Below are 21,467 nucleotides of genomic sequence, written 5' to 3'. Positions count from 1 at the left end.
GCGGGTGTGTTCATCAATAGAAGACCTGTGGGCATGGCGGGATTCTATCCCGCCGAGGGCTAGATCCCCGAACCGTCGGCTGCCAGCTCGTCGGTGCGCACGCGTGCCTGCGAAAGTTGGCTCCCAGCCGGAACACTCTTGGTCAGCCATACGTTGCCGCCGATCGTTGAACCGCGCCCAACGGTGATGCGACCCAGGACGGTCGCCCCGGAGTAGATCACCACATCGTCTTCAATGATCGGGTGGCGCGGCTGGCCCTTCACCAGGTTGCCGTCTTCACCCCTCGGGAAGCTCTTGGAGCCAAGGGTGACGCCCTGATAGAGGCGCACGCCACTGCCGATGATCGCCGTCTCGCCGATCACCACACCAGTGCCGTGGTCAATGAAAAAGCGCTCGCCAATCGTTGCGCCGGGGTGAATGTCGATCCCCGTTGCGGAGTGTGCCGCCTCCGAAGCAATGCGCGGCAGCAGTGGCACGCTCAACGTGTAGAGAAGGTGCGCCATGCGGTGATCGATCATCGCGCGCACGCCTGGGTAGCCGTGCAGGATCTCTGAGCGGCTGCGTGCTGCAGGGTCTCCCGCAAACGCCGCGGCGATATCTCCCTCAATCAGTGTGCGAATCGCGGGAAGCTCGGCCGCAAATGCGCTCGTGACGCGATCGACCTGATCAGGGGCGAGCCCCTCACCTGGTCGCTCGGCGGCGAACAGCACCGTGCAGCGTCGGATCTGCTCGCGCAGGCCGGCGAGCGCCGCGGTGAGATGCGCGGCAACCGCCGCATCGCCATCGGCCGCAACGCCGAGCTCGCGTGGGAAGAGTGCCGCGCGAAGTTCAGCCAACACACGGGCAATCTCGCCACGCGATGGGCGGTCGCCCGCCGCCACCGCGCCACCCGCAAGGGCAGCGTCGGCGGCGGTAAGCGCGCGACTTAGATCGGTTGCGTCAGAACTCACAGAGCGATGCCGCTGGCATCAAAGAGCCCCTCGTAGAGCGCGGTGCTCAGGTAGCGCTCGCCCGAATCTGGCAGTACCACCACGATCGTCTTCCCGGCGTTCTCTGGCAGGTGCGCCAACTTCAGCGCAACGTGTGCGGCAGCACCGCACGAGATGCCAACGAGGATCCCCTCTTCGCGGGCAATGCGACGCGCCATCGAGATCGCCTCTTCGTTCGTCACAGACTCAACCTGATCGATCAGCGAGATATCAAGGATGTCAGGAACGAATCCTGGCCCGATCCCTTGAATCTTGTGCGGTGCTGGCTGATTTGGCTGACCAGCAATGCGCTGCGCAATGACTGGGCTGGTGGCGGGCTCAACGGCAACGATGTGCACCGCCTTACCGAGGCCCTTCTTAAAGTAGCGAGCGACGCCAGTAATGGTGCCGCCGGTGCCACTCCCTGCAACGAAGATGTCGACCTTCCCATTGGTGTCTGCCCAGATCTCTGGACCAGTGGTCGACTCATGAATCGCTGGGCCGGCTGGGTTCTTGAACTGCTGCAGCAGTACGTAGCGTGCAGGATCCGATGCGGCAATCTCTTCCGCCTTCGCGATCGCACCTGGCATTCCCTTCGCCCCTTCTGTAAGGATGAGCGTTGCGCCGTAGGCAACGATCAGCTTGCGTCGCTCAATGCTGACGGTGTCGGGCATGGTGAGGGTGACCTTGTAGCCGCGTGCCGCACCAACCATCGCCAAGGCGATGCCGGTATTGCCGCTCGTTGGCTCCACGATCTCATTGCCTGGCTTCAGCACACCGCGCTTCTCGGCGTCGAGCACCATGGCGGTGCCGAGGCGGCACTTCACGGAGTAGGCAGGGTTGCGCCCCTCAACCTTGGCAAGCACCGTTGCGGCGGCGCCGTCGGTGACGCGGTTCAGGCGCACGAGTGGCGTGCCGCCAATCGTGATGGCGTTGTCAGAGAAGATTTCTGGGTTCTGAACTGTCATGTCGGGTACCTCCAGCTATATGGTGGGTTGTGGACTACATCCGCCGCCCCCTCTGCCGTTTGGTCCCTGGTTGCGATCGCCTCAGCGCACGCAGGACGGCCCGAAGGAGAGCGACGGGCATCGACAGATGCTCGGCTCGCCAGCGGTTTGGGCAATGAGATCAGCTGCGGTCACATGGATATCGTATCGCCTACGCGTGGAGGTCGTTACTGCAACGTCTCGCAACCGCTAAATGCGGCGCGTGACCCCGTCGATGAAGCCAAAGAGGCTGCTCTTGCGAGGGGTGGGGCTGACCCGAACACGCCAGATCGCGGCAGTGACCTTCAGTACGAAATAGATAGCCAGTGCCCCGGCTGCTCGCGCCATGATGTCGTGCACGTCGATTCGATAGGGCGGCACTGGGCTCGAGAAGTAATTCGAGAACCCCTGGCTGACCTCGAGACCCACCGCCATGATGCCGATGAGGGCAAAGGCCGCCCGCCTGGCATCTCCGTAGAGGGCGAGAGTCGCCAGCAGGAACGTTGATGCTCCCATGCTCACCTGCATCAGCAACCACTGCGTTTGCAGAAGAGCAGGATCAAAGTTCACGAATGGAATCAGGCGAATCACATCGCTGCCGAGCGGTGCACGTGACCAATCAGAGTTGGGGAATCCAAACGGCGCCCAAACGTAGGCGACGAGGGCGGCAAACGCGATGGTGCTCACCGTCGTTCCACGGGATCGATAGATGCGCTGCGACTGCTGCACAAACAGCACGACGAGGAAGCTAATCAGCCCCCCGATGATCCCCGTCCAGTCCCATTGCGCCAGCATGTGTGGGATTTTACTGAACGGGCTCCGTTTCCGCCAACCCCCCCCCACAGGCGATACGATGCACGTATGGACACTCGAGAGCGCATGCAGCTCTTTCTTCGTAGCGAGACCGTAGGCGGTGCGCTGCTGATCGCTGCGGCCCTCATCGGCATCGCTCTGGCCAACAGCCCCCTCTCAGAGGTGCTGCGCGCCGTTGCCACGACGCAGATCGGCAGCGACGCGCTCCATCTGAACCTCACCGTGCAGGAGTGGGCCGCGGATGGGTTGCTCGCCATCTTCTTCTTCGTGATCGGCTGCGAGCTCAAGCATGAACTTGTGGTGGGCACACTCTCGAAGCCGCGCCAGGCGGCCCTACCGGTTGCCGCAGCACTCGGCGGGATGATCGTTCCAGCGCTCCTCTACTTCGCAATCAATCAGGGCGGTGCGCCTGATGCGCTCAGCGGCTGGGGTATTCCGATGGCCACAGATATCGCCTTCGCCCTCGCAGTGCTCGCGGTGCTCGGTCGCGGACTGCCCACTGGCGTGCGCACCTTCCTGCTGACACTGGCGGTGGTTGATGATCTCGGAGCGATTCTAGTGATCGCACTCTTCTACTCCGCGAGCCTGCACGTAGAGTGGCTCGCCGTCGCAGCGTTGCTGTTGGCACTATTCGCGATTGCGCAGCGGCAACGCATCACCTCACCGCTCATCTACGTGCCCCTTGCACTCGGCACCTGGTACGCCGTGCATAGTGCTGGGATTCATCCAACAATCGCGGGCGTTGCCCTCGGGCTACTGATGCGCGTCAAGAAAGATCCTGGCGAGCAAGATGCACCCGTAGACCGCGCAACGGAACGCTTCCATCCCATTAGTGCGGCGATCGCCGTGCCACTCTTCGCCCTCTTCGCCGCTGCAGTTGACCTTCGCTCTATCAATATCGAGGCGGTGACCGGTTCGCCAATTCTGCTCGGCGTACTTGTTGGCCTTGTTGCGGGTAAGCCAATCGGCATCCTCCTCGCCGCCCGGCTTGCAACCGCGCTGGGGGCGAAGCTCTCGGCGGGCATGCGCTGGATCGACATTGCCCTTGTTGGGGCACTTGGAGGGATCGGCTTTACTGTTTCGCTGCTCATTAGTGAGCTCGCCTTCACTAACGAGGCATCACTTGGTGCTGCCAAGATTGGCGTCTTGATCGCATCGCTCGCCGCGGTTGCCCTCTCTGCTGTCATTCTCGCCCTGCGGCGATCACTCGCCCGCTAGCCCAACCCGATCGCGCTCGGCTATCCTCCCGCCATGGAAAACATCGCCCTGAACCGCAGCCTGGAGCACATGGCCTGGGCAAACACTCAGATGTTCACGGTGCTTGCGGCACTCCCTGTTGAAGCGCTCGCCTTCACCTCGCCAGGCTCTGATTGGAGTGTTGGCGCCATCGCGCATCATTTGGTGACCGCCGCCGAGAACTACGCGCAGCGAATGCACGGCGAGCCGCGCGCCGAGAAGCGCGAGCTCCCCACCACCATCGCCGATCTCGAAGCCCTCGCGGCCGCCGTCAAGGTTGCCGACGCCAAGCTCCGTGCGGGTGCGCAGCTCACCGGCGACGAGATCATCACCTGGATCTCGTACGGCGGTGAAGAGATCTCCGTACCGCGCTGGGTGCTCGTGAACCAGGCGGTGCACCACGCCACTGAGCATCGCGCTCAGATCGCCGGCGCACTCGCCGCGAACGGCAACACCACGCTTGATCTAGACGCGCTCGACGTCTGGACGTATAACGACGCCCTCTAGACCGCTCGCGAAGCGCCGGAGCTAGCCTCCGCCTCTTACGCGTTCTGGTCGTGCGATAGAAAGAGCAGCCCCGTTGCTGGCTTCGGCGAGAAGTGCGTCGCCTTCTGGGGCATCACCTGTTGTGCGAGTGCCATCGATGTCACGAGTTCCGCTCGCTCTGGCGGAAGGAGCATAGTGATTACTCCTTCGGTGCGTGATGCTTCAACTGCGTCAGTTACTCGTCGCTCGTAGCGTAGCGCCCCGCCGGCAATATCCGCCTTTGTGATTCCAAGGAGAGATCGAAGTAGATCCTCCACCCGCTGCGTGATCGGCTGCGCCTGTTGGCTTGGCGCCAGCGTGATAAGGTGCGCCACTCCATTGGCGCAGAGCGCAAACTCCGCTCGCTCGCCGCGGTGCGCTTCGGAGAATTGCTCTGCCGCATCAGCCAGGTCAGCTGCCTGAACAGTGACTACGTCGCTGCTCGCGCGAAGGGCGGTTAGGAATCGCTCGCTCTCGTACCCGCGCAGGATTCGGTGGGTGGCGTGCAGCGTTGGGCCAGCACCATCGGCCTCAACGATGAGGCCCATCGTGGCCGCAGGGCCGTCGTGGCGCTCGGCATATTCGCGCGCTGCTTCATAGCGGTGATGCCCGTCGGCAATGATCAGCGGGGCGCCAGATGCCCAGTCCAGCAAGGCGCGACCTGCATCGCTCTCTGGCGCTACGTGCCAGAGCTGAATACGCGTGCCATCGGGTGCCGTTGTGCGCGTTACTGGTTGACCCGCTGCAACCTGCGCAAACGCGGTGCTAAATGTGGTCGCGCCCCCCGCGCGCAGCAGCAGGATCGGCGACAGGTTCGCGCGCGTTGCCGCGAGCAGTGCCAGCCTGCCTGCGCGTGGTGCATCGAGGGTGCGCTCGTGCCCATACACGCCAGTCGCTGGTCCGTATGCGCCAACTGGCACCGCGGCGAAGATGCCGCGCATAGTGACGCCGCTCTCGCTGACCCCTTCGTACAGGTAGATCGCAGGCTCGGCTTCGTCGATCAGCACGCCGCTTTTGCGCCAGTCTTGCCAGAGTGCCGCGGACTCTTCGGGGGAGTTCGACGCGTCGAGTGCCGCCGAGTTGAGCGGCTCGCTCGCGCGCAAGCGTTGAATGACCTCTGCCTCTGCCGCGTCATACGGCGGACTCAGGAGCGCATCAATCTGCTCGCGCGCGTAGCGCGTCGCCCGGAAGGGTCGTACGTTCGCCATGAGCGTCTAAAGCCGCTGCGTTACAGCTTTGGAAGGTCGCTGAGCGCAGCCTCGATCTTGCTCTGCTCAAGGCTCAAGTCCTCGAGCTTGCCAGCGAGGTAGTTCTCATACGCCGCCAGGTCGAGGAAGCCGTGCCCGCAATTGTTGAAGACAATCACGGTCTCCTTCCCCTCGGCCTTGGCGATCAGCGCCTCACGAACCGCCGCCGCAATGGCGTGGTTCGCCTCTGGCGCTGGCAGGATCCCCTCTGCGCGAGTGAACTCCACACCGCGTTCGAAGGTTTCGCGTTGCGAAATGGCGACCGCTTCGATGGCACCCTTCTCCTTCAGGAGCGAGACCAGCGGGGCCATGCCGTGGTATCGCAACCCACCGGCGTGGATCGGATCGGGCATGAAGGCCGAACCGAGCGTGTGCATCTTCACCATTGGGGCCATATGCGCCGTGTCGCCATAGTCATACGCATAGATGCCGCGCGTTAGCGATGGTGCCGCCGTCGGCTCCGCCGCAATCACCCGCACCTTGCGGCCGCCACGGAAGGCGGCTCCCAAGAACGGGAAGGTGAATCCGGCAAAGTTCGATCCGCCGCCAGTGCAGCCGACCAAGATGTCGGGCTCCACGTCCGCCATTTCGAGCTGCAGCTGCACCTCTTGGCCGATCACCGTCTGGTGCAGCAGCACATGATTCAACACCGAGCCGAGCGCGTACTTGGTGTCATCACGCGTGGCGGCATCTTCGACCGCCTCACTGATCGCCATTCCAAGCGAACCGGTCGTGTGCGGGTCTGAAGCGAGCACTGAACGACCGTAGTTCGTGTCGGGGCTCGGGCTTGCAACTACCGATGCGCCGTACGTCTCCATCAGGATGCGGCGATACGGCTTCGCGTCGTAGCTCCCTCGCACCTGGTAGACCTTGATCTCCAGGCCGAACATGGCGCCAGCGAATGCGAGCGAAGTGCCCCACTGCCCTGCACCAGTTTCGGTGGCCAGTCGCTTCACACCCTCTTGCGCGTTGTAGAACGCCTGCGCAATGGCGGTGTTCGGCTTGTGGCTGCCCGCTGGGCTCACACCCTCGTACTTGTAGAAGATCTTCGCTGGCGTGCCCAGCAGCTTTTCGAGTCGATGCGCGCGATAGAGCGGGCTCGGTCGGTAGAGGCGGTACGCGTCGCGCACCGGCTCTGGAATTTCAATCTCTCGTTCCGTCGAAACCTCTTGACCAATGAGTGCCATTGGAAAGAGTGGGGCGAGATCATCGGGGCCGAGGGGCTGGCCGGTCTGAGGATTCAGCGCCGGCGATTGTGGCCACGGAAGATCCGCCGCGATGTTGTACCAGGCCTTAGGCATCCGATTTTCGTCGAGCACAAATTTCGTCTGCTTTGGGTCGGCCACGATACACCTCCGTATTGATGACAGCGCCTCAGGGGAAGCCCCCCAACGATCAGCTGACTTGGGGGAGTATAGGGGAGCGCCCTCGCAAGACAACCAAGCGGTCTCGCTCCGCTACAATCCCCTTTCGGCGCCGATGTAGCTCAGTGGTAGAGCAGCTGTTTCGTAAACAGCAGGTCGTGAGTTCAATCCTCACCATCGGCTCCAGCCTGGACGCACATCTACCAAATCGTTGTGGTTCCTCGAGGCGGCTCAGGCCGACCTTGGCCCGGCAGGGGGCGGGTCAAGGCGCCCCAGCCCAGATGTCCCACCTCGTGGAGGTTTCGCCCCTGGCGGCTGCTCACCGACGATCTGACTCGCCGCTGATGATCCAATCACAGGCAGATTTCGGGGGTCAGTACGAGGCACGCGCGGCTTGAGGGGGTGTGCTGCTCTTTTCGGCGCATATGCCCATACTTACGCCATGGAACCCCTTCGCCTCTTCCGACGTATCCTCTTCGCCAACGCGCCACGGCCGCGAGATCCACTCGCCACCCTGCTGACCTTCGGGATCGTTGCTTGCGCACTCTGGTCGGGGCTCGAGCATTTGAGCCTGGGCTCGACGCTTTTCACGCTCAACGGACTCGGCTATCTCGGCAACGGGGCGCTCCTGCTGCTCACCCTGCTCGTCCCGCAACTACGGTATCGGGTGCGCAGCTACGTTGCCGCTTGGCTCGCGCTCTATGCCGCACTGACGATCGTCGGCTACCTTGCCAACGGCGCCCCGCGCTCATCTTCGGCAATCGCCGCACTCTTCGCCGAAGGGGGGATCATCGTCGGCGCCATCGCGCTCTGGATCGCCTATCGCGCCGCGTACGCGCGTCGTGCAGCAGTCAGTGACGAGTCGGTCGAGCACTGGGTGAGCGCTCCCTCGCCGCTCCCCTTTGTTGTCGCCGCAATCGCCGGCGGACTCCTCTTCTTCCTCGCGGCGAACCCATGGGCCAGAATCAGCTGCGAACGCGGGAGCGACGGGGCGATCGGCCTTGCCGCCTGCGACCTGCTCTTCGATCGCAGCGAGATCACACTTGTCGCCGGAGAGCCGAGTCTGTTGCGCTTTGAGAACCGCGTGGCGGTGCCACATAACGTTGCGATCAATCTCGGGAGTATCGAGTCAATCGGTGAAGAGATCTGGCGTGGCGAGCTAGTCAACGGACCGAAGATCGCTGACTATACGCTCCCCGCGCTCACAGCGGGGGACTACGTCTTCGTCTGTAGCATCCATCCGACGATGATCGGAGAGCTGACCGTCGCCTCCCCCTAACCGAACAGCCGTTGTGAGAGACCGACATCTCGGCGTTTCCTGGGAGATTGGTACCGGTAAACCAGCCGACAACACGGGTCTAATCGCAGCGAATGCTGATCGTCAGGTTGCCATGCTGCCGCTACGGCTGCTTGACCTGACCCCCATCCATTGCGCAAGCACGGCGGCCGAGCGCCGCCCATCGTGATCCTTGTGCGCGAAGGCTTGCCCGGCGGCGTTGAGCATGCCGATGACGAGGCGGCGCTCCTTGTTGCTCATCTCTTCTCAGAGATTTCTAACGATGTGTAGAGCTCTGTCAGGCGCGCAGCCTGCACCTCCCAGTTCCAGCGTGCCGCGGCGGCGCGAATGCACCGGCTACGTAGAGCGGCGCGGTCGCTTGGGCTCATGCTCAGGATCGAGTGAATTGCGGTGGCAACCTCATGTGGACTGATCGGATCACAGACAGCACCGAGCGGACCATCAGGATCGCCAAGCAGAATGTCACGCATCGTTGCAAAGTTGCTGGCCACAACAGGCACACCAGCACCAATCGATTCAAAGAGCTTGTTCGGCGTCGAGATGCGGTGATTGAGGGTGCTCGGCAGCACGGTGCACATCCCAACGTCGGCGCCCGAGACCCATCGATCCAAGACATCAGGTGCAACCGCCTTCAGCACATGCACACGACCGGTAAGGGCTGGATCAGCAGCGGCGGCGCGCAGCATCCCTTCAAGCGGGCCGTAGCCAAGGAAGACCAGATGCACTGCGGTAAGACGTGGGTCGCGAATCGCAACGAGGAGCTCTTCAAGTCCACGATGCGCAGAGAACCCACCGTGATACAAGAGAACCTGTGCCGACGCATCGACGCCAATAGCGGTACGCAACTCTGTGCCACGCGGTTCAGGGTTCCATGCTGGCGGGCAGTTGTACGTCACCACCTGACGCTCTGGAATCTCGTAGCGCTTCCCCAGCTCTTCAATAACCTGAGGGTTCACCGCAATGAGTGCCGCTGCGCGTCGGAGTGCGGGCTGCTCAAGGCGGTTCGCGAGGATGCGCCGAATGAACGCGGGGCTCTTCGCCCATCGGCCGCTCTCAAGGAAGACCTCGTGGCTGTCATAGAGGAGCACGGCACCTGGATTCGAACGCAGCGTTGCGAGCGCTGGGAGCGCACCCGAGAGATCGTGAGCATGCAGGATCTGTGCGGAGCTCGCCGCTCGCGCTGCGAGTGTGGCCCAAGCGGTCCAGCGAATAGCAAGAAGTGCGGCGCCCGCGAGCGGGAGGCGCACCTTTCGCGCCACGGCGACTACAACGGCAAGTGCGCACCAGAACGGATGAAGCAGCAGGGCGAGAAGGCGTGGGCGGATCGGCAGGACGGGCGGAATCAATCCCAGTCGATGGCGAACGATGGTGAATCCGTCAGGGTGCTGCTCGGTTGTGGGGAACTTCTCGCGACGCTGGGCAATGGCATGGACGGTGACGGCGAACCCGGCCGCGGCCACCGTTGCCGCCTCGCGGATCACGCGGCGATCGCTCGCCATATTGTTGGCAACAAACATCGCCACCTGCCGCTTCGGCTGGGGGGCACCCTTTGGTACGGTGTGCGGAGCGGGGTTCGGCATGCGGCGAGTCTATCGCAGCACACACGGGCGCCAAGGGTAAGGAGGGGTTATGCGCATCACGGCGATCGTTGGAACGCGCCCCCAACTCATCAAGCTTGCCGCCCTTCGCCCGCACCTCACGGCGCCCATCGAGCCGTTTGTTGTTGATACCGCCCAACACCACGACGAGCTGCTTGCAGGCCAGATCTACCGCGACCTTGGGATGGCGCCCCCAGACCTCCTCCTGCCCGAGCCGGGAGATCTGCACGGCGTCGAGCGGCTTGATGCAATGGTGCGTGCACTTGACGCGGCTCTTGCGCAGATGCGCCCTGACGCCGTGCTCGTCTTTGGAGATACCGACTCCACTCTTGCTGGTGCGCTCGCTACACACGCTCGCGGGATTGCCATCGTGCATGTTGAGGCAGGGGTACGCTCTGGTGACGAGACAATGCCCGAAGAGCGCAATCGCATTGCGGTCGACAAGATCGCATCGCTGCGACTCTGCACGAGTGATACCGCAGTGCAAGCGTTGCGCGGTGAAGGGCTCACGGACGGGAACGTGGTCGTCGGCGACCTGATGGCCGACCTCGTGGCGCGACTCGCGCCGATAGCGCGCGGCACTGCTGCCCTTGATGCTGCCGCACTGCATATCGGCCGATCACTAACGTCCGGTGGCTTTGCGTACGCCACCCTGCACCGCGCTGATGTGCGCGAGGCGACACGGTTGCGCGCTGCGCTTGATGTGTTGCGATTCTCTGCAGAGCATCTTGGCGTGCCGGTGCTCTTTGCGGCACACCCTGGAACCAGTGCTGCGATCGCTGCCCATGGTATTGACGTTCCCGATGGCGTGGAACTGGTGCCGCCTGTCGGCTATCTCGCTTCGCTTGCACTCACTGCACATGCGGCAGCGGTCCTCACCGACTCTGGTGGGCTGCAGCGCGAGGCGGTTTGGCTCAACACCCCAACGCTGATCTTGCGTGACGCCACGGAGTGGCCAGAGCTGCTGCATCCGGCTGGCCCGTCACTCCTTATAGGTGTTGATGCGGGGCGTATTGCTGCCGCCCTCGCAACGGTTGGGGCTGCGACAGGTGCCGCGGCGATCGCCGCGCGAGCATCCCGACCCCTGCCCGCGGGGGGCGCCGCTGAGGCGATCCGAGCCGCTCTGATCGCGCGCCGCTTCGCGCGCTGATACGCTCTCCACAATGAGTACACCGCAGATTCGCATTCCGATCACCCGCCCCGCCGTGGGTCGCGAGGAGGCCGACGCCGCCGCCGAAGCGATCATGTCGGGCGCCCTCGCGCAGGGTCCACGTGTCGCCGAGTTCGAGCGCCGCTTCGCCGAGATGGTTGGCGTGAAGCATGCGATCGCCGTGGCGAACGGCACCCTCGCCGAAGAGGCGATCATTCAGGGGCTCGGTATTAAGGCTGGCGACGAGGTCATTACCGTAGGCCACACCTTTAGTGCCACCGCGGCATCGATCTTGCGCGCTGGTGCCACGCCACGATTCGTTGACATCGATCCGGTTACCTGGCTGATGGATCCCGCCGCGGCTGCGGCGGCAATCACGCCAAAGACGAAGGCGCTGATGCCCGTGCACCTCTTCGGCCTCATTGCCGACATGGATGCCCTTGGCGCACTCGCCGTCAAGCACAACCTCGCGATGATTGAAGACGCCTGCCAGGCGGTCGGCGCGACACAGAACGGCAAGCAGGCCGGCTCCTTTGGCGTTGGTGCTTTCTCGCTTTACGCCACCAAGAACATCACCAGTGGCGAGGGGGGCATGATCACCACTAACGACGACACGCTCAACGAGTGGCTGCGCGCCTTCCGCAGCCAAGGGGCAAAGGTGCGCTACCTGCACGAGATGCTCGGGACGAATTACCGCATGACCGACATCGCCGCTGCAATCGGCACGGTGCAGCTCGGCAAGCTTGATCAGTTCACTGCGGCGCGTGTCACCGCTGCGGCGCGCTACGACGCGCTGCTTGCTGGCGCGCCGATCGTTCGACAGAGAACACCCGCAGGAAACTTGCACGTCTATCACCAGTACACCGTGCATGTTGGCCCAGCGCGCGATGAGATCGTGAAAGATCTTGCCAACGATGGGATCGGCACCGGCGTCTACTACCCAATTCCAGTGAGCGAGCAGCCGTACATTAAGGAGCGCGGTCTTGGTGTTGCGCTGCCGGTAACTGATGCGCTGGCAATGGGTTGCCTCTCACTGCCGATGTTTGCTGCAATGACAGCTGCAGAACAAGAGGAGGTCGCCGCCTCACTCCGACGCGCCGTGGAGCGCCACGGCGGGAGTGCATGGCCCGCATGAAGGTTGGCCTGATCGGCCTCGGCGTCATGGGGCGCAACCATCTGCGCGTACTCGCCACACTCCCCGACGCCGAGATCGTGGCAATTAGCGATCCCGTTGATGCAGCGCGCGACGCTGCGCTGGCTGTTGCCCCTTCCGCGACCGCCTACGTCGATGCCGCAGAGTTGCTTGACCATCCGGGCCTTGAGGCGGCAATCATCGCTGCGCCTACACGCTTCCACGCCGCACTGGTGATTCGCGCCATCGAGCGCAAGATTCCGATTCTGGTCGAGAAGCCACTCGCTGCTGACTCGGCCCAGGCGCTCGACCTCGTTGCGCGCGCAATCGCTGCAGGCGCGATCGTGCAGGTCGGCCATGTGGAGCGCTTCAATCCCGCCGTCACCCGACTCTTTGAGCAGATGCGTGGGAGCACAGGCGAAGCGCTCTACGCCATCGAGGCGATGCGCGAGAGCCCCCTCCCCGAGCGCATCAGCGACGTTGGCGTGGTGCGCGACCTGATGGTCCATGACATTGATCTCGCCTGCGCTATTGCGGGCAGCTCGCCACTATCGGTTACCGCCGTTGCCGGCTCAAGACTGATTGAGGGACGAGAAGATTTCGCCGAGGCGCTCTTCACCTTCCCGGGCGGCGCGGTGGCGCGCATTCGCGCCTCATGGCTCGCCCCTGCCAAGCGACGACAGCTCCTGGTAACGACGAGCGCTGGTGCCTACGACGTGAGCCTGCTGCAGCGCACCGTCTCCTTCACCAGCGCCGACCCGAACTCGAGTGCGATGCTCGATGGGTTCGCCCCCGTGCAGCCTGGTCGCACCGCCGACCTCCCCGCCGCACGGCAAGAGCCGCTGGCGCTGGAGCTACGCGCCTTCCTCGCCGCCGCACGTGGCGAGGCGAAGCCTGCTGTCACCATCCACGACGGCGCGCGTGCCGTGATCCTCGCCGACGCCGTTCTCGAGTCTGCGCGTGGCGGCGGCATCCCTGTGCGGCCGAAGCTCGAGGCGATCGCCGCGGTGTAGCATCCCCTCCAAGGGAGCAAGGAGGGCTGATGAGCGCACGCACCACAGATCCACTCGGTCGAGCAACGTCCATGCTCGGTGGCTCCTTTACCGCTGAGCCACACCCCTGCACCCACGGCACCCCCGTCACCGCGAAGCCGTGGGTCGGCGCGCCTGGCACCGTCGGCACCATCGCCGTGATCGGCTCCGGCAAGATCGGCCTGCCGCTCGCCCTGCAGTTCGCCTCCCACGGGTGGCGCGTGCACGCCGTTGATATCAATCAGGCCCTGGTCGACACCATTAATTCAGGCGTTGCACCGTGGGGCGGCGAGCCGAACCTTCCAGAGCTCCTCGCCGAGCATATTGGCTCTGGCCGACTGCGCGCCACCATCGACGGCCCTGCCGCCGTGCGCGATGCCGACGTTGCACTCGTCGTCGTGCCCGTTCTGGTGCGCGACGATGGCAGCATCGCCGACAAGGCGCTCGTTGGTGCCACGGAGACGCTGATTGCCGGTGCGCACGACGACCTGCTCGTCATTCTTGAGACAACGGTGCCGATCGGCACCACGCGCGAACTCGTCGCAACGGTTGCCACCAAGAGTGGCGCAAAAGTGTTCGGCTGCTTCTCGCCAGAGCGCGTGCTCACCGGCCAAACGTTCCGCAACCTCGCCGCCTATCCGAAGCTCGTTGGCGGCACCGACGCACCAAGCCTGGCGCGCGCGACCGCCTTCTACGAGAGCGTGCTTGACGCACCGATCGCACAGATGCAAACGCTCGAAGCCGCCGAGATGGCGAAGCTCGCCGAGACCACCTATCGCGACGTGAACATCGCCCTCGCCAACGAGTTCGCTCGCGTCGCCGATCGACACGGCATTGATCTCTCCGAAGTGATTCGCGCCGCAAACTCACAGCCCTACTCACACATTCACGAGCCCGGCATCGGTGTTGGCGGGCACTGCATCCCGGTCTATCCGCGCATGATCCTCTCGACCGATGGTGACCTAGAAGTGATCAAGACCGCACGTGCCGTCAACGACGGGCAGGTGGAGCGCGCCGCAGATGCGATTGCTGCCACCGCTGGTGCGCTCACCGGCGCAACCATCGCGGTGCTCGGACTCACCTATCGTGAAGGTGTGCGCGAGCTGGCGCATGCGCGCGGACCACTGATGGCCGACGTGCTGCGCGCACGTGGTGCAACCGTTCTTGGTGCCGACCCACTCCTCTCTAGTGACGATGTTGCGGCGCTGAAGATGACGCCGTGGGACGGCACCGAGAATGCGCAGGTCACCGCCGTGGTGGTTGCGACCGCCGACGCCGCGTATCGCACGATGGATTTCGCCACGCTCTTCCCAGGACTCAAGGTGCTGATTGACGGGCGCAACGCCTGCGCTGGCGCAACGCTGCCAGCTGGCGCCAAGCGCATCGGCTTCGGTCGGCCTAACGGGGTCGCCGCCCAATGATTGATCCGACGGCGTTCATCGACCCGACAGCAATCGTTGAAGATGGTGTGACTATTGGCGCGCGCAGCAAGGTGTGGGGTGGCGCTGTCGTGCGACGTGGCGCCAAGATCGGTGCCGACTGCATCATTGGGCGCGGCGCATTCATCGATGCCGACGTTGTGCTTGGTGACCGCTGCAAGGTGCAGAACCTTGCGCTTGTCTATCACGGGGTCACCGCCGGCAACGGCGTCTTCATTGGCCCCAACGCAATCCTCACCAACGACCGTTTCCCGCGCGCCCAAACGCCTGACGGCGGACTTGCCGCCGCCAGTGACTGGATGGTGAGCCCGATCCACGTGGGTGACGGCGCCTCGATTGGCGCTGGCGCCGTGATCGTGGCCGGGATCACCCTGGGCGACTACTGCATGGTCGGGGCGGGCGGGGTCGCCTCACGCAGCGTTCCGCCGCGCGCCCTCATGGTCGGCAGCCCAGCCAGGCGCATCGGCTGGGTGTGCGACTGCGGCACTCGACTGCCCAACGAGGGGGCCGCGCTCAGCTGCGGCGCCTGCGCACGCTCCTACACGCTCGACACCACCAACGGCGGCCTCGTTCGAGCCTAACCACAGACGGGCTCACTAACCCCCCCTCCGCTATCATTAGCGAGCTGAGTCGCACGCCTCGTCAACGATGGAGGAACCTTGGACGCACTGCTGCTGACCCTCTTCGTTGCCTTCGTCGGGTTCGCCCTATTTGTTGACCTCTTCTGGCTGCGCCGTAAGGGCTCACATGTCGTCCCTCCAAAAGAGGCGCTGCTCTTCACGGCCATCTGGGTGGCGTCGGCGATCGTGTTTGGGCTCTTTGTGTGGTTTGAGAAGAGCGCACAGACCAGCACCGAATTCTTCACCGGCTACCTGATTGAGTATTCCCTCTCCATTGACAATGTGTTTGTCTTCACGATGATCTTTGCCGCCCTCAAGACCCCGAAGCGCCTCCAGCAGAAGGCGCTCATCTTCGGGATCATCATGTCGCTCATCATGCGCTTCGGCATGATCCTCGTCGGCTCCGCGCTTGTTGAGCGCTTCGAGGTGGTGCTCTACGGGTTTGGGGTCTTCCTACTCTTCACCGGAATCCAGATGCTCCGCAGTGGTGGACACGTGATGGGTGACGGTGAGCCTGGGGCGATTCGCTTTGCCCGTCGCTTCGTGCATGTCAGCACTGATTTCGATTCGGACCAGTTCAGAGTTCGCCATGGCAGCAAGCTGATGTGGACTCCGCTCTTCTTGGCAATCGTCGTTATCGGCATCATTGACCTGATCTTCGCCGTAGACTCAATTCCCGCAATCTTCGGCATTACCAAGGATCCGTTTGTGGTCTTTACTTCAAACGCGTTTGCGATTCTGGGGCTGCGCTCGCTCTACTTCCTGCTCGCCGATGCCAAGGATCGCTTCCACTACCTCTCTTCTGGACTTGCCTGGGTGCTGATCTTCATTGGTGCAAAGATGGCCCTGCCGATCGTGCACGCACTAGTGCCAGCGATTGATGTGCATATTGATCCAACGCTGAGCCTAGGAATTGTCGTGCTCATTCTCGGTGGATCGGTTCTACTCTCGCTGCTTCGACCCGTTGCTTCCGCAAAAGGGAGGCGCTAAGCCCAAGGTTCTGTCGGCCGGCGCAGAAACGCCGCTGGCAGGAGGACTACCAGCGGCGTCTTGCGAGTTCTTGGTGCGTACGTTATCGAATGATGAGCACCAACTTGGCAGCTGCCGCCTCTCGGCCGAGACCCACAATCACGTTGCTGTCAACTGTGAGGTCAGCGTTCGTTGCAGTTGTGATCTTGCTGATCGACGTGTTGGCACCGATGGTGACCGTGACCGTCTTGGTTCCGTGCCGCTTGACCACCTCTAGGGTGAGCGTGTTGCCGTTTACTGCGGTGACCTTTGCAGGGTGACCAAGGTGCAGGCGCACATCGGTACGGCCGCTCGTCAGCACAGCGATGCCTTTAGCGGTAACCGCTGCACTACCTGCAGGCATCCCACCATCAACAAGTACATAGGAGCCGACCGTCACATCAGCGGCGGTTCCCGTTGTCTGTGTGAAGTACTGGCTCATGGCATCAAGTGCGAACGTCTTCGACGTGCCGTTCGCAAGGGTGATCGAGAGTGCGGTGGATCTCACACTTGTAACTGTTCCCGCGAGACCAACTCTGGCCTTCGGCTTACCCGCGTTATGCTGCCCGCCATCATCACGATGCATGGTCATGCGCGCTTCCATGGCTGGGCCAGGATGGCGGCCGTCGCGGCCGTTGATCTCCTCGTGTGCGAGCGCAGTGCCGGCGAGGGCGCCAGCAGCCACAAGGGCAGCTGCACCAAAGATGGCCGGAAGGCTGTTGCGAATGTGGCCGAAACGCGACGGCGAAACGACCTGTTTCGCCTTCGGGGTCGACCGCTCCGTTGGGGCTAGCTTTACGGTTCGTGCCATACATGGCTCCTTCCCATATCCCGAGGGCATTTGCCTCGTTCCCCCTCATGATGCGCCTCGAGCATTAGCGCTCTCTTTGTTGGAGATGGGAATGCGCCAAACTATCCCCATGAACCGTGCTCACCACCCTCGGCACCTGATGCGCGCCGCGCCTCTTCTCGCACTAATTCTTGGGGTCTCAGCCCTCGGTGCCGCACTTCCAGGAGGCGGGGTTGTGGCAGCGGGAATTACCTCACAAACGGTTGAGGTGCCCCCGATCACCGTCTGTTCGGAGATCAATAAGCGCAAGATCATCATCACGCGCACGTCGATCGGCATCCAAGGAGCGGTTACGACAATGCACTGGCGCAAAAACGAGTGGGCGGTCTCCCTGCTCGACCCGATGTACCGCCTCTCGTCGAGCTACAAGCCGACCAGCCTCGTAGCCATCACCTGGCTCGGCGTGGTGAACCCCAAGGGCGGCTACCTGTTGAAGCGCGAGGCTGCCGATGCACTCGGCGCAATGTTCGTCGAGGCGAGGGTGAGCAAGATCTCGCTGAAAATTCTCTCAGCCTATCGCTCGTATGCCGCGCAGGTTCAAATCTTTGCAAAGTGGGTGGCCAAGTCTGGGTTGCAGCAGGCGCGCAAGTACAGTGCCGTTCCTGGGCACTCTGAGCATCAGCTGGGCACGACGGTTGATCTTGGGAGCCTTACCGGTGCCTCTTGGAGCAGCCCACAATACCCAACATCGGCAACCGCGCTGTGGCTTAATGCAAACGCCTACAGATTTGGATTTGTCCGCTCGTATCCAGCAGGCTCAGCGAACGTCGCCTTGAGTTGCTATGGGGCTGAAGCGTGGCACTGGCGCTATGTTGGCAACGATCTCGCATACGAGATCGTCTGCAGCGCGCAGGTCCCGCGCATCTTCTTTTGGAACCGCCAGAACAGCGGAGAGCGTGTGATCGGACCCGCATGTGATTCGTTCACACCGCCAGTGGGGTATGTGTTGCCAAGCCCGAGCCCTACGCCACCCGCGAGTGAGATGCCGAGCGAATCGCCGACGGTTCCGCCGAGCGATGCGCCAACCGAATCTCCTACTGAGACGCTGGCGCCTCCGTCATAACCCCCTGACCCCGTCGATAGACGAGAGCAGCGACGAGGAGCGCTCCAAGCAGTACTGGCATTGTGGCCATCGGGAAGAGCGTGCGCACCACGGCGACCGGCGTGTGAATAGCGGTAGGCAGAAGAAGCGCGCGGCCGATTGTTCTTGCGCCGCCGCCGCGAACTACAACGCGGAGCACGATCGCCGTAAGGAGCGCGTGGAGGCCAAGCATTAGCGCACCCTGAACGATCAGTAGCGCAGCGTTGAAGAGGCTCTGGGTGGTCAGAAAGATCGCGACCGCGCGCACCTTATCGGTAACTTCGGCGCTCAACCCAACGAAGATGCTTCCGTCTCTAATGCCGCCAAGAATGATGACCGCTGAGAGCGTTGGAATCAGTGAACTTGTCAGTAGGTCGATGGCGCCATGTCCGAATCCAACTGCCACCCTCGGTTTCTCACCGCGCACGCGCCGAGCGGCCGTGGAGAGGATCAGCGCGCGGCTCACCTCCTGTAGTGGGGCGCTGGCAAACGCCGCGATCAGTGGTCCGAACAAGAAGAGGGTCACGACCTGTGCGGTCTGGCTCAACACGAACGAGACGCCACCGAGCGCCCATCCATTCAGTGAACGCGCCCAGGTGGCGGCAGCGACTGCGCTGCCAACGATCAGTATGCCAACGCCGACGAGGGCAAAGGTGAACGCTGTCGAAGCTGCGGCGAGCGCCTCAGTAGATGGGAGATCGACGGTGATCACGCGCGGTGCTTTGTGCGCGAAGACCTCAGCCCGCGGCTCCAGACGCGATAGGCAACGAAGACGGTGCCGGCCACGCTCAGTGCCAAGCCGACCAAGAGGGTGGCGATTGCCGCCTCGCTGAGCGCGAGGAGTCCAAGGAGCGCCGTCACCGTGCCCACAAGGATCCAGATGCCGCCGATGAATCGGTGCGATGCATCCCAGGCGGGCTCGCTCTCGATGGTCCAGGGGAGGCGTACGCCGATGGTGTAGTTCTGGCGAATGTTCGGCATGGCGTAGCCAAGGATGGCAATGAAGGCGCCGGCGGCGATTGGCACCTCGCGATCGAGTCGCGCCGCCTCACCGAATCCCGAGTTGATGATTGCCGACTGCACGACGGCAACCAGCAGCGAGAGTGCGACGACCACAGCGCCGAGGGCTTCACTGCTGCGGGCGATGTTGGCGCGCTTCGGGTCGTAGCGCACCGCGAGCCAGAGCAGCCCGCCCACAAGCGCCGTTGTCACGGGAACGATCAGGAGTGCCTCTCGCCCAGCGAAGCCGTCGGCGATGCCGTTGATGTTCCAGTGGATCGCCAAGACGGCGTCGACCGGGAGTGTTTGGAAGGCGGTGAGGGTGAAGAAGGCGGTCGCCGCCAAGGCGACGGTGCTGACCGCTCGTGCGTAGGGGCTCAACTCCACTGGCGCCTAGAGCCCCTTCACTTCGGTGACGACCTGAGAGAGGACGCTCTTGGCATCGCCGAAGAGCATCGACGTCTTGTCGAGGTAGAAGAGCTCGTTCTCGATGCCCGCGAAGCCGGTCGCCATGCCGCGCTTCACCACAATGACCTGCTCGGCATCCTGCACGTTGAGGATCGGCATGCCGTAGATCGGTGAGCCTGGATCGTTCTTGGCGGCAGGGTTCGTCACGTCGTTCGCGCCGAGCACCAGGGCAACGTCACAGGCATGGAACTCTTCATTGATCTCATCAAGGTCGAAGAGGTGGTCGTACGGCACGTTCGCCTCGGCGAGCAGCACGTTCATGTGCCCCGGCATGCGCCCGGCGACTGGGTGGATGGCGAAGCGCACACGACCGCCGCGCTTCTCGATCAGCTCGGCAAGCTCTCGTACAGCGTGCTGGGCTTGCGCCACCGCCATGCCGTAGCCAGGAACGATAATGACGTTACGGGCGTAGCCGATACGCATTGCGGCATCTTCTGGCGTGACGCTGCGCGTTGTGAGGCCCTCAGCACTCTTTGCAGAGGCTGCCGCCTTCTCGCCACCGAACGCACCGAAGAGCACGTTGGCGAATGAGCGGTTCATCGCCTTCGACATAAGGATCGAGAGAATGAATCCGCTGGCACCGTCAAGGGCGCCTGCCACGATCAAGATGTTGTTGCCGATGGCGAAACCGGTGGCGCTCGCGGCAAGACCCGCATACGAGTTCAGGAGCGAGACAACCACGGGCATATCGGCACCGCCGATTGGCAGCACGAGGGTGACGCCGATGACGAGGGCGAGCACCGTCATGACGGCAAACATGAGCAGCCCAGAGTCGCCGGTTGAGCCGCCTGACTGTGTGACCACCAACGCCACGTAGAGCCCAACCGCGCCAAAGAAGACGGCGGCATTGATCAGCTTCTGGCCAGGGAAGGTGATCGGCTGACCGGTAATGAAGCCCTGTAGCTTGCCGAACGCCATGAAGGAACCCGTGATGGTGAGGGCGCCAAAGAGCGTCTCGAATCCAAGGGCGATCATCTTGACCACACCAGGGCCGCCTGGAACGTCTCGGTAGTGCAAGAACTCAGCGATCCCGACGAGTGTCACCGCCAGGGCACCGAACATGTGGCTGATGGCGATGCGCTGCGGCATGGCGGTCATCGGCACGAGGAGACCCATTGGCAAACCGATCGCGCTACCAACAACGAGGCCGATGATGATGAACTGGTAGCTCACGATCTCGTGGTTCAACAGGGTGCCGATGATGGCGAGCAGCATGCCGAATGCGGCGAGCTGCATACCGCGGCGTGCGGTGTCAGGCTTCGTCAGGCCGCGGAGGCCGAGGATGAACGCAGCAGAGGCGCCGATGTAGGCTACCTGCACGAAGAGTGCGCCGATCTGCTGGTCGATCACTTCGGCCCCTCAGTCTTCTTGAACATTTTCAGCATGCGGTCGGTGATGACGAATCCGCCGACCACGTTGATCGTTGCGGCGGCAACCGCAACCGCACCCATGATGTTGATGAAGAGTGGTCGCTCAGCGCCAGCGATCACGATGCTGGCAACGAGGCTGATCGCCGAGATCGCATTTGTGGCCGCCATGAGCGGCGTGTGTAGAAGTGGTGGCACCTTAGTGATGATCTGGAAGCCGATGAACGCGGCGAGGAGGAAGACGTAGACCTCCACAATCTGCGCATCGATCAGCGTCGTTGACACTGC

Annotated in this window: 22 protein-coding genes and 1 tRNA gene; 11 read left to right on the top strand and 12 right to left on the bottom strand. The window is 63.1% G+C overall.

Annotated features, from left to right (window positions below; translation table 11 throughout):
* Nucleotides 1-59 precede the first annotated feature (59 nt).
* The 3 genes from epsC to AC3LB0_RS02610 all read right to left on the bottom strand — a co-directional run bounded on the left by epsC (nt 60) and on the right by AC3LB0_RS02610 (nt 2,749).
* Nucleotides 60-950 (bottom strand): serine O-acetyltransferase EpsC, encoded by an 891-nt coding sequence (gene epsC, locus AC3LB0_RS02620; RefSeq protein ID WP_488649611.1) that lies wholly within the window; start codon nt 948-950, stop codon nt 60-62.
* On the bottom strand, nt 947-1,936 hold the full coding sequence (cysK, locus tag AC3LB0_RS02615) for a cysteine synthase A (protein WP_488649610.1): 990 nt from the start codon (nt 1,934-1,936) through the stop codon (nt 947-949). Before cysK ends, epsC begins: the two co-directional genes overlap by 4 nt.
* A 228-nt stretch (nt 1,937-2,164) precedes the next feature.
* Nucleotides 2,165-2,749: a hypothetical protein gene (locus AC3LB0_RS02610; protein ID WP_488649609.1), complete on the bottom strand. Its 585-nt coding sequence runs from the start codon at nt 2,747-2,749 to the stop codon at nt 2,165-2,167.
* A 66-nt stretch (nt 2,750-2,815) separates the two neighbouring features.
* Between AC3LB0_RS02610 and nhaA the strand changes: the two genes are divergently transcribed.
* Together nhaA and AC3LB0_RS02600 are read left to right on the top strand one after the other, a co-directional pair.
* Nucleotides 2,816-3,985 carry a Na+/H+ antiporter NhaA gene (nhaA, locus tag AC3LB0_RS02605; RefSeq protein ID WP_488649608.1) on the top strand — a complete coding sequence of 390 codons (1,170 nt, stop codon included), beginning with the start codon at nt 2,816-2,818 and terminating at the stop codon, nt 3,983-3,985.
* Between the two features lie 33 nt (nt 3,986-4,018).
* Complete coding sequence (locus AC3LB0_RS02600) at nt 4,019-4,510, top strand: DinB family protein (RefSeq protein ID WP_488649607.1); 492 nt, start codon at nt 4,019-4,021, stop codon at nt 4,508-4,510.
* Nucleotides 4,511-4,545: 35 nt separating this feature from the next.
* On the opposite strand, the gene AC3LB0_RS02595 is transcribed toward AC3LB0_RS02600, so the two are convergent.
* Entirely contained in the window at nt 4,546-5,736 is a 1,191-nt protein-coding gene (locus AC3LB0_RS02595) for a DUF1015 family protein (protein ID WP_488649606.1), read from the bottom strand.
* A 20-nt stretch (nt 5,737-5,756) separates the two neighbouring features.
* Nucleotides 5,757-7,121, bottom strand: a complete 1,365-nt coding sequence (locus tag AC3LB0_RS02590) for a TrpB-like pyridoxal phosphate-dependent enzyme (RefSeq protein ID WP_488649605.1) — start codon at nt 7,119-7,121, stop codon at nt 5,757-5,759.
* Between the two features lie 129 nt (nt 7,122-7,250).
* On the opposite strand from AC3LB0_RS02590, the gene AC3LB0_RS02585 reads away from it, so the two are divergent.
* Nucleotides 7,251-7,325: transfer RNA gene (locus AC3LB0_RS02585), tRNA-Thr, on the top strand.
* Between the two features lie 256 nt (nt 7,326-7,581).
* Nucleotides 7,582-8,418, top strand: coding sequence for a cupredoxin domain-containing protein (locus tag AC3LB0_RS02580; protein WP_488649604.1), 837 nt, complete (start codon nt 7,582-7,584; stop codon nt 8,416-8,418).
* Nucleotides 8,419-8,520: 102 nt separating this feature from the next.
* Here AC3LB0_RS02580 and AC3LB0_RS02575 read toward each other — a convergent pair whose 3' ends face one another.
* Together AC3LB0_RS02575 and AC3LB0_RS02570 are read right to left on the bottom strand one after the other, a co-directional pair.
* Nucleotides 8,521-8,676 carry a hypothetical protein gene (locus AC3LB0_RS02575; RefSeq protein ID WP_488649603.1) on the bottom strand — a complete coding sequence of 52 codons (156 nt, stop codon included), beginning with the start codon at nt 8,674-8,676 and terminating at the stop codon, nt 8,521-8,523.
* Nucleotides 8,673-10,016 (bottom strand): glycosyltransferase family 4 protein, encoded by a 1,344-nt coding sequence (locus AC3LB0_RS02570; RefSeq protein WP_488649602.1) that lies wholly within the window; start codon nt 10,014-10,016, stop codon nt 8,673-8,675. The genes AC3LB0_RS02575 and AC3LB0_RS02570 overlap by 4 nt, the downstream gene beginning before the upstream one ends.
* A 49-nt stretch (nt 10,017-10,065) precedes the next feature.
* On the opposite strand from AC3LB0_RS02570, the gene AC3LB0_RS02565 reads away from it, so the two are divergent.
* From AC3LB0_RS02565 to AC3LB0_RS02540, 6 genes are all read left to right on the top strand, one after another.
* Complete coding sequence (locus AC3LB0_RS02565) at nt 10,066-11,184, top strand: UDP-N-acetyl glucosamine 2-epimerase (RefSeq protein ID WP_488649601.1); 1,119 nt, start codon at nt 10,066-10,068, stop codon at nt 11,182-11,184.
* Nucleotides 11,185-11,197: 13 nt separating this feature from the next.
* On the top strand, nt 11,198-12,319 hold the full coding sequence (locus AC3LB0_RS02560) for a DegT/DnrJ/EryC1/StrS family aminotransferase (protein WP_488649600.1): 1,122 nt from the start codon (nt 11,198-11,200) through the stop codon (nt 12,317-12,319).
* Nucleotides 12,307-13,329, top strand: a complete 1,023-nt coding sequence (locus AC3LB0_RS02555) for a Gfo/Idh/MocA family protein (protein WP_488649599.1) — start codon at nt 12,307-12,309, stop codon at nt 13,327-13,329. The genes AC3LB0_RS02560 and AC3LB0_RS02555 overlap by 13 nt, the downstream gene beginning before the upstream one ends.
* A gap of 29 nt (nt 13,330-13,358) precedes the next feature.
* On the top strand, nt 13,359-14,768 hold the full coding sequence (locus tag AC3LB0_RS02550; protein WP_488649598.1) for a nucleotide sugar dehydrogenase: 1,410 nt from the start codon (nt 13,359-13,361) through the stop codon (nt 14,766-14,768).
* Entirely contained in the window at nt 14,765-15,367 is a 603-nt protein-coding gene (locus AC3LB0_RS02545) for an acyltransferase (protein WP_488649597.1), read from the top strand. The genes AC3LB0_RS02550 and AC3LB0_RS02545 overlap by 4 nt, the downstream gene beginning before the upstream one ends.
* Nucleotides 15,368-15,445: 78 nt before the next feature.
* Nucleotides 15,446-16,396 (top strand): TerC/Alx family metal homeostasis membrane protein, encoded by a 951-nt coding sequence (locus AC3LB0_RS02540; protein ID WP_488649596.1) that lies wholly within the window; start codon nt 15,446-15,448, stop codon nt 16,394-16,396.
* A gap of 82 nt (nt 16,397-16,478) precedes the next feature.
* Here AC3LB0_RS02540 and AC3LB0_RS02535 read toward each other — a convergent pair whose 3' ends face one another.
* Nucleotides 16,479-17,225, bottom strand: coding sequence for a hypothetical protein (locus tag AC3LB0_RS02535; protein ID WP_488649595.1), 747 nt, complete (start codon nt 17,223-17,225; stop codon nt 16,479-16,481).
* Between the two features lie 139 nt (nt 17,226-17,364).
* On the opposite strand from AC3LB0_RS02535, the gene AC3LB0_RS02530 reads away from it, so the two are divergent.
* Nucleotides 17,365-18,327: a M15 family metallopeptidase gene (locus tag AC3LB0_RS02530; protein ID WP_488649594.1), complete on the top strand. Its 963-nt coding sequence runs from the start codon at nt 17,365-17,367 to the stop codon at nt 18,325-18,327.
* Here AC3LB0_RS02530 and AC3LB0_RS02525 read toward each other — a convergent pair.
* Genes AC3LB0_RS02525 through AC3LB0_RS02510 form a run of 4 tightly spaced genes read right to left on the bottom strand, consistent with a single transcriptional unit; the run spans nt 18,299 to nt 21,449 of the window.
* Nucleotides 18,299-19,057 (bottom strand): YhfC family glutamic-type intramembrane protease, encoded by a 759-nt coding sequence (locus AC3LB0_RS02525; protein ID WP_488649593.1) that lies wholly within the window; start codon nt 19,055-19,057, stop codon nt 18,299-18,301. The two genes, AC3LB0_RS02530 and AC3LB0_RS02525, sit on opposite strands and share 29 nt — an antisense overlap.
* Nucleotides 19,054-19,725, bottom strand: a complete 672-nt coding sequence (locus tag AC3LB0_RS02520; RefSeq protein WP_488649592.1) for an SdpI family protein — start codon at nt 19,723-19,725, stop codon at nt 19,054-19,056. The genes AC3LB0_RS02525 and AC3LB0_RS02520 overlap by 4 nt, the downstream gene beginning before the upstream one ends.
* 12 nt (nt 19,726-19,737) lie before the next feature.
* Nucleotides 19,738-21,162 carry an NAD(P)(+) transhydrogenase (Re/Si-specific) subunit beta gene (locus AC3LB0_RS02515; RefSeq protein WP_488649591.1) on the bottom strand — a complete coding sequence of 475 codons (1,425 nt, stop codon included), beginning with the start codon at nt 21,160-21,162 and terminating at the stop codon, nt 19,738-19,740.
* On the bottom strand, nt 21,159-21,449 hold the full coding sequence (locus AC3LB0_RS02510) for an NAD(P) transhydrogenase subunit alpha part 2 (RefSeq protein WP_488649727.1): 291 nt from the start codon (nt 21,447-21,449) through the stop codon (nt 21,159-21,161). The genes AC3LB0_RS02515 and AC3LB0_RS02510 overlap by 4 nt, the downstream gene beginning before the upstream one ends.
* Nucleotides 21,450-21,467: the final 18 nt, after the last annotated feature.

The sequence above is a fragment of the Candidatus Limnocylindrus sp. genome (genome assembly GCF_040397235.1).
Lineage (GTDB): Bacteria > Chloroflexota > Limnocylindria > Limnocylindrales > Limnocylindraceae > Limnocylindrus.
The sequence above is the reverse complement of the archived record's forward strand: the minus strand, read 5'-3'. Positions and strand labels throughout refer to the sequence as shown.

Excerpts from the sequence above, each read along its gene's own strand:
- cysK (WP_488649610.1), bottom strand. The coding sequence starts at position 1,936 with ATGACAGTTCAGAACCCAGAAATCTTCTCTGACAACGCCATCACGATT.
- AC3LB0_RS02610 (WP_488649609.1), bottom strand. The coding sequence starts at position 2,749 with ATGCTGGCGCAATGGGACTGGACGGGGATCATCGGGGGGCTGATTAGC.
- nhaA (WP_488649608.1), top strand. The coding sequence starts at position 2,816 with ATGGACACTCGAGAGCGCATGCAGCTCTTTCTTCGTAGCGAGACCGTA.
- AC3LB0_RS02600 (WP_488649607.1), top strand. The coding sequence starts at position 4,019 with ATGGAAAACATCGCCCTGAACCGCAGCCTGGAGCACATGGCCTGGGCA.
- AC3LB0_RS02595 (WP_488649606.1), bottom strand. The coding sequence starts at position 5,736 with ATGGCGAACGTACGACCCTTCCGGGCGACGCGCTACGCGCGCGAGCAG.
- AC3LB0_RS02580 (WP_488649604.1), top strand. The coding sequence starts at position 7,582 with ATGGAACCCCTTCGCCTCTTCCGACGTATCCTCTTCGCCAACGCGCCA.
- AC3LB0_RS02575 (WP_488649603.1), bottom strand. The coding sequence starts at position 8,676 with ATGAGCAACAAGGAGCGCCGCCTCGTCATCGGCATGCTCAACGCCGCC.
- AC3LB0_RS02570 (WP_488649602.1), bottom strand. The coding sequence starts at position 10,016 with ATGCCGAACCCCGCTCCGCACACCGTACCAAAGGGTGCCCCCCAGCCG.
- AC3LB0_RS02565 (WP_488649601.1), top strand. The coding sequence starts at position 10,066 with ATGCGCATCACGGCGATCGTTGGAACGCGCCCCCAACTCATCAAGCTT.
- AC3LB0_RS02560 (WP_488649600.1), top strand. The coding sequence starts at position 11,198 with ATGAGTACACCGCAGATTCGCATTCCGATCACCCGCCCCGCCGTGGGT.
- AC3LB0_RS02555 (WP_488649599.1), top strand. The coding sequence starts at position 12,307 with ATGGCCCGCATGAAGGTTGGCCTGATCGGCCTCGGCGTCATGGGGCGC.
- AC3LB0_RS02550 (WP_488649598.1), top strand. The coding sequence starts at position 13,359 with ATGAGCGCACGCACCACAGATCCACTCGGTCGAGCAACGTCCATGCTC.
- AC3LB0_RS02545 (WP_488649597.1), top strand. The coding sequence starts at position 14,765 with ATGATTGATCCGACGGCGTTCATCGACCCGACAGCAATCGTTGAAGAT.
- AC3LB0_RS02535 (WP_488649595.1), bottom strand. The coding sequence starts at position 17,225 with ATGGCACGAACCGTAAAGCTAGCCCCAACGGAGCGGTCGACCCCGAAG.
- AC3LB0_RS02530 (WP_488649594.1), top strand. The coding sequence starts at position 17,365 with ATGCGCGCCGCGCCTCTTCTCGCACTAATTCTTGGGGTCTCAGCCCTC.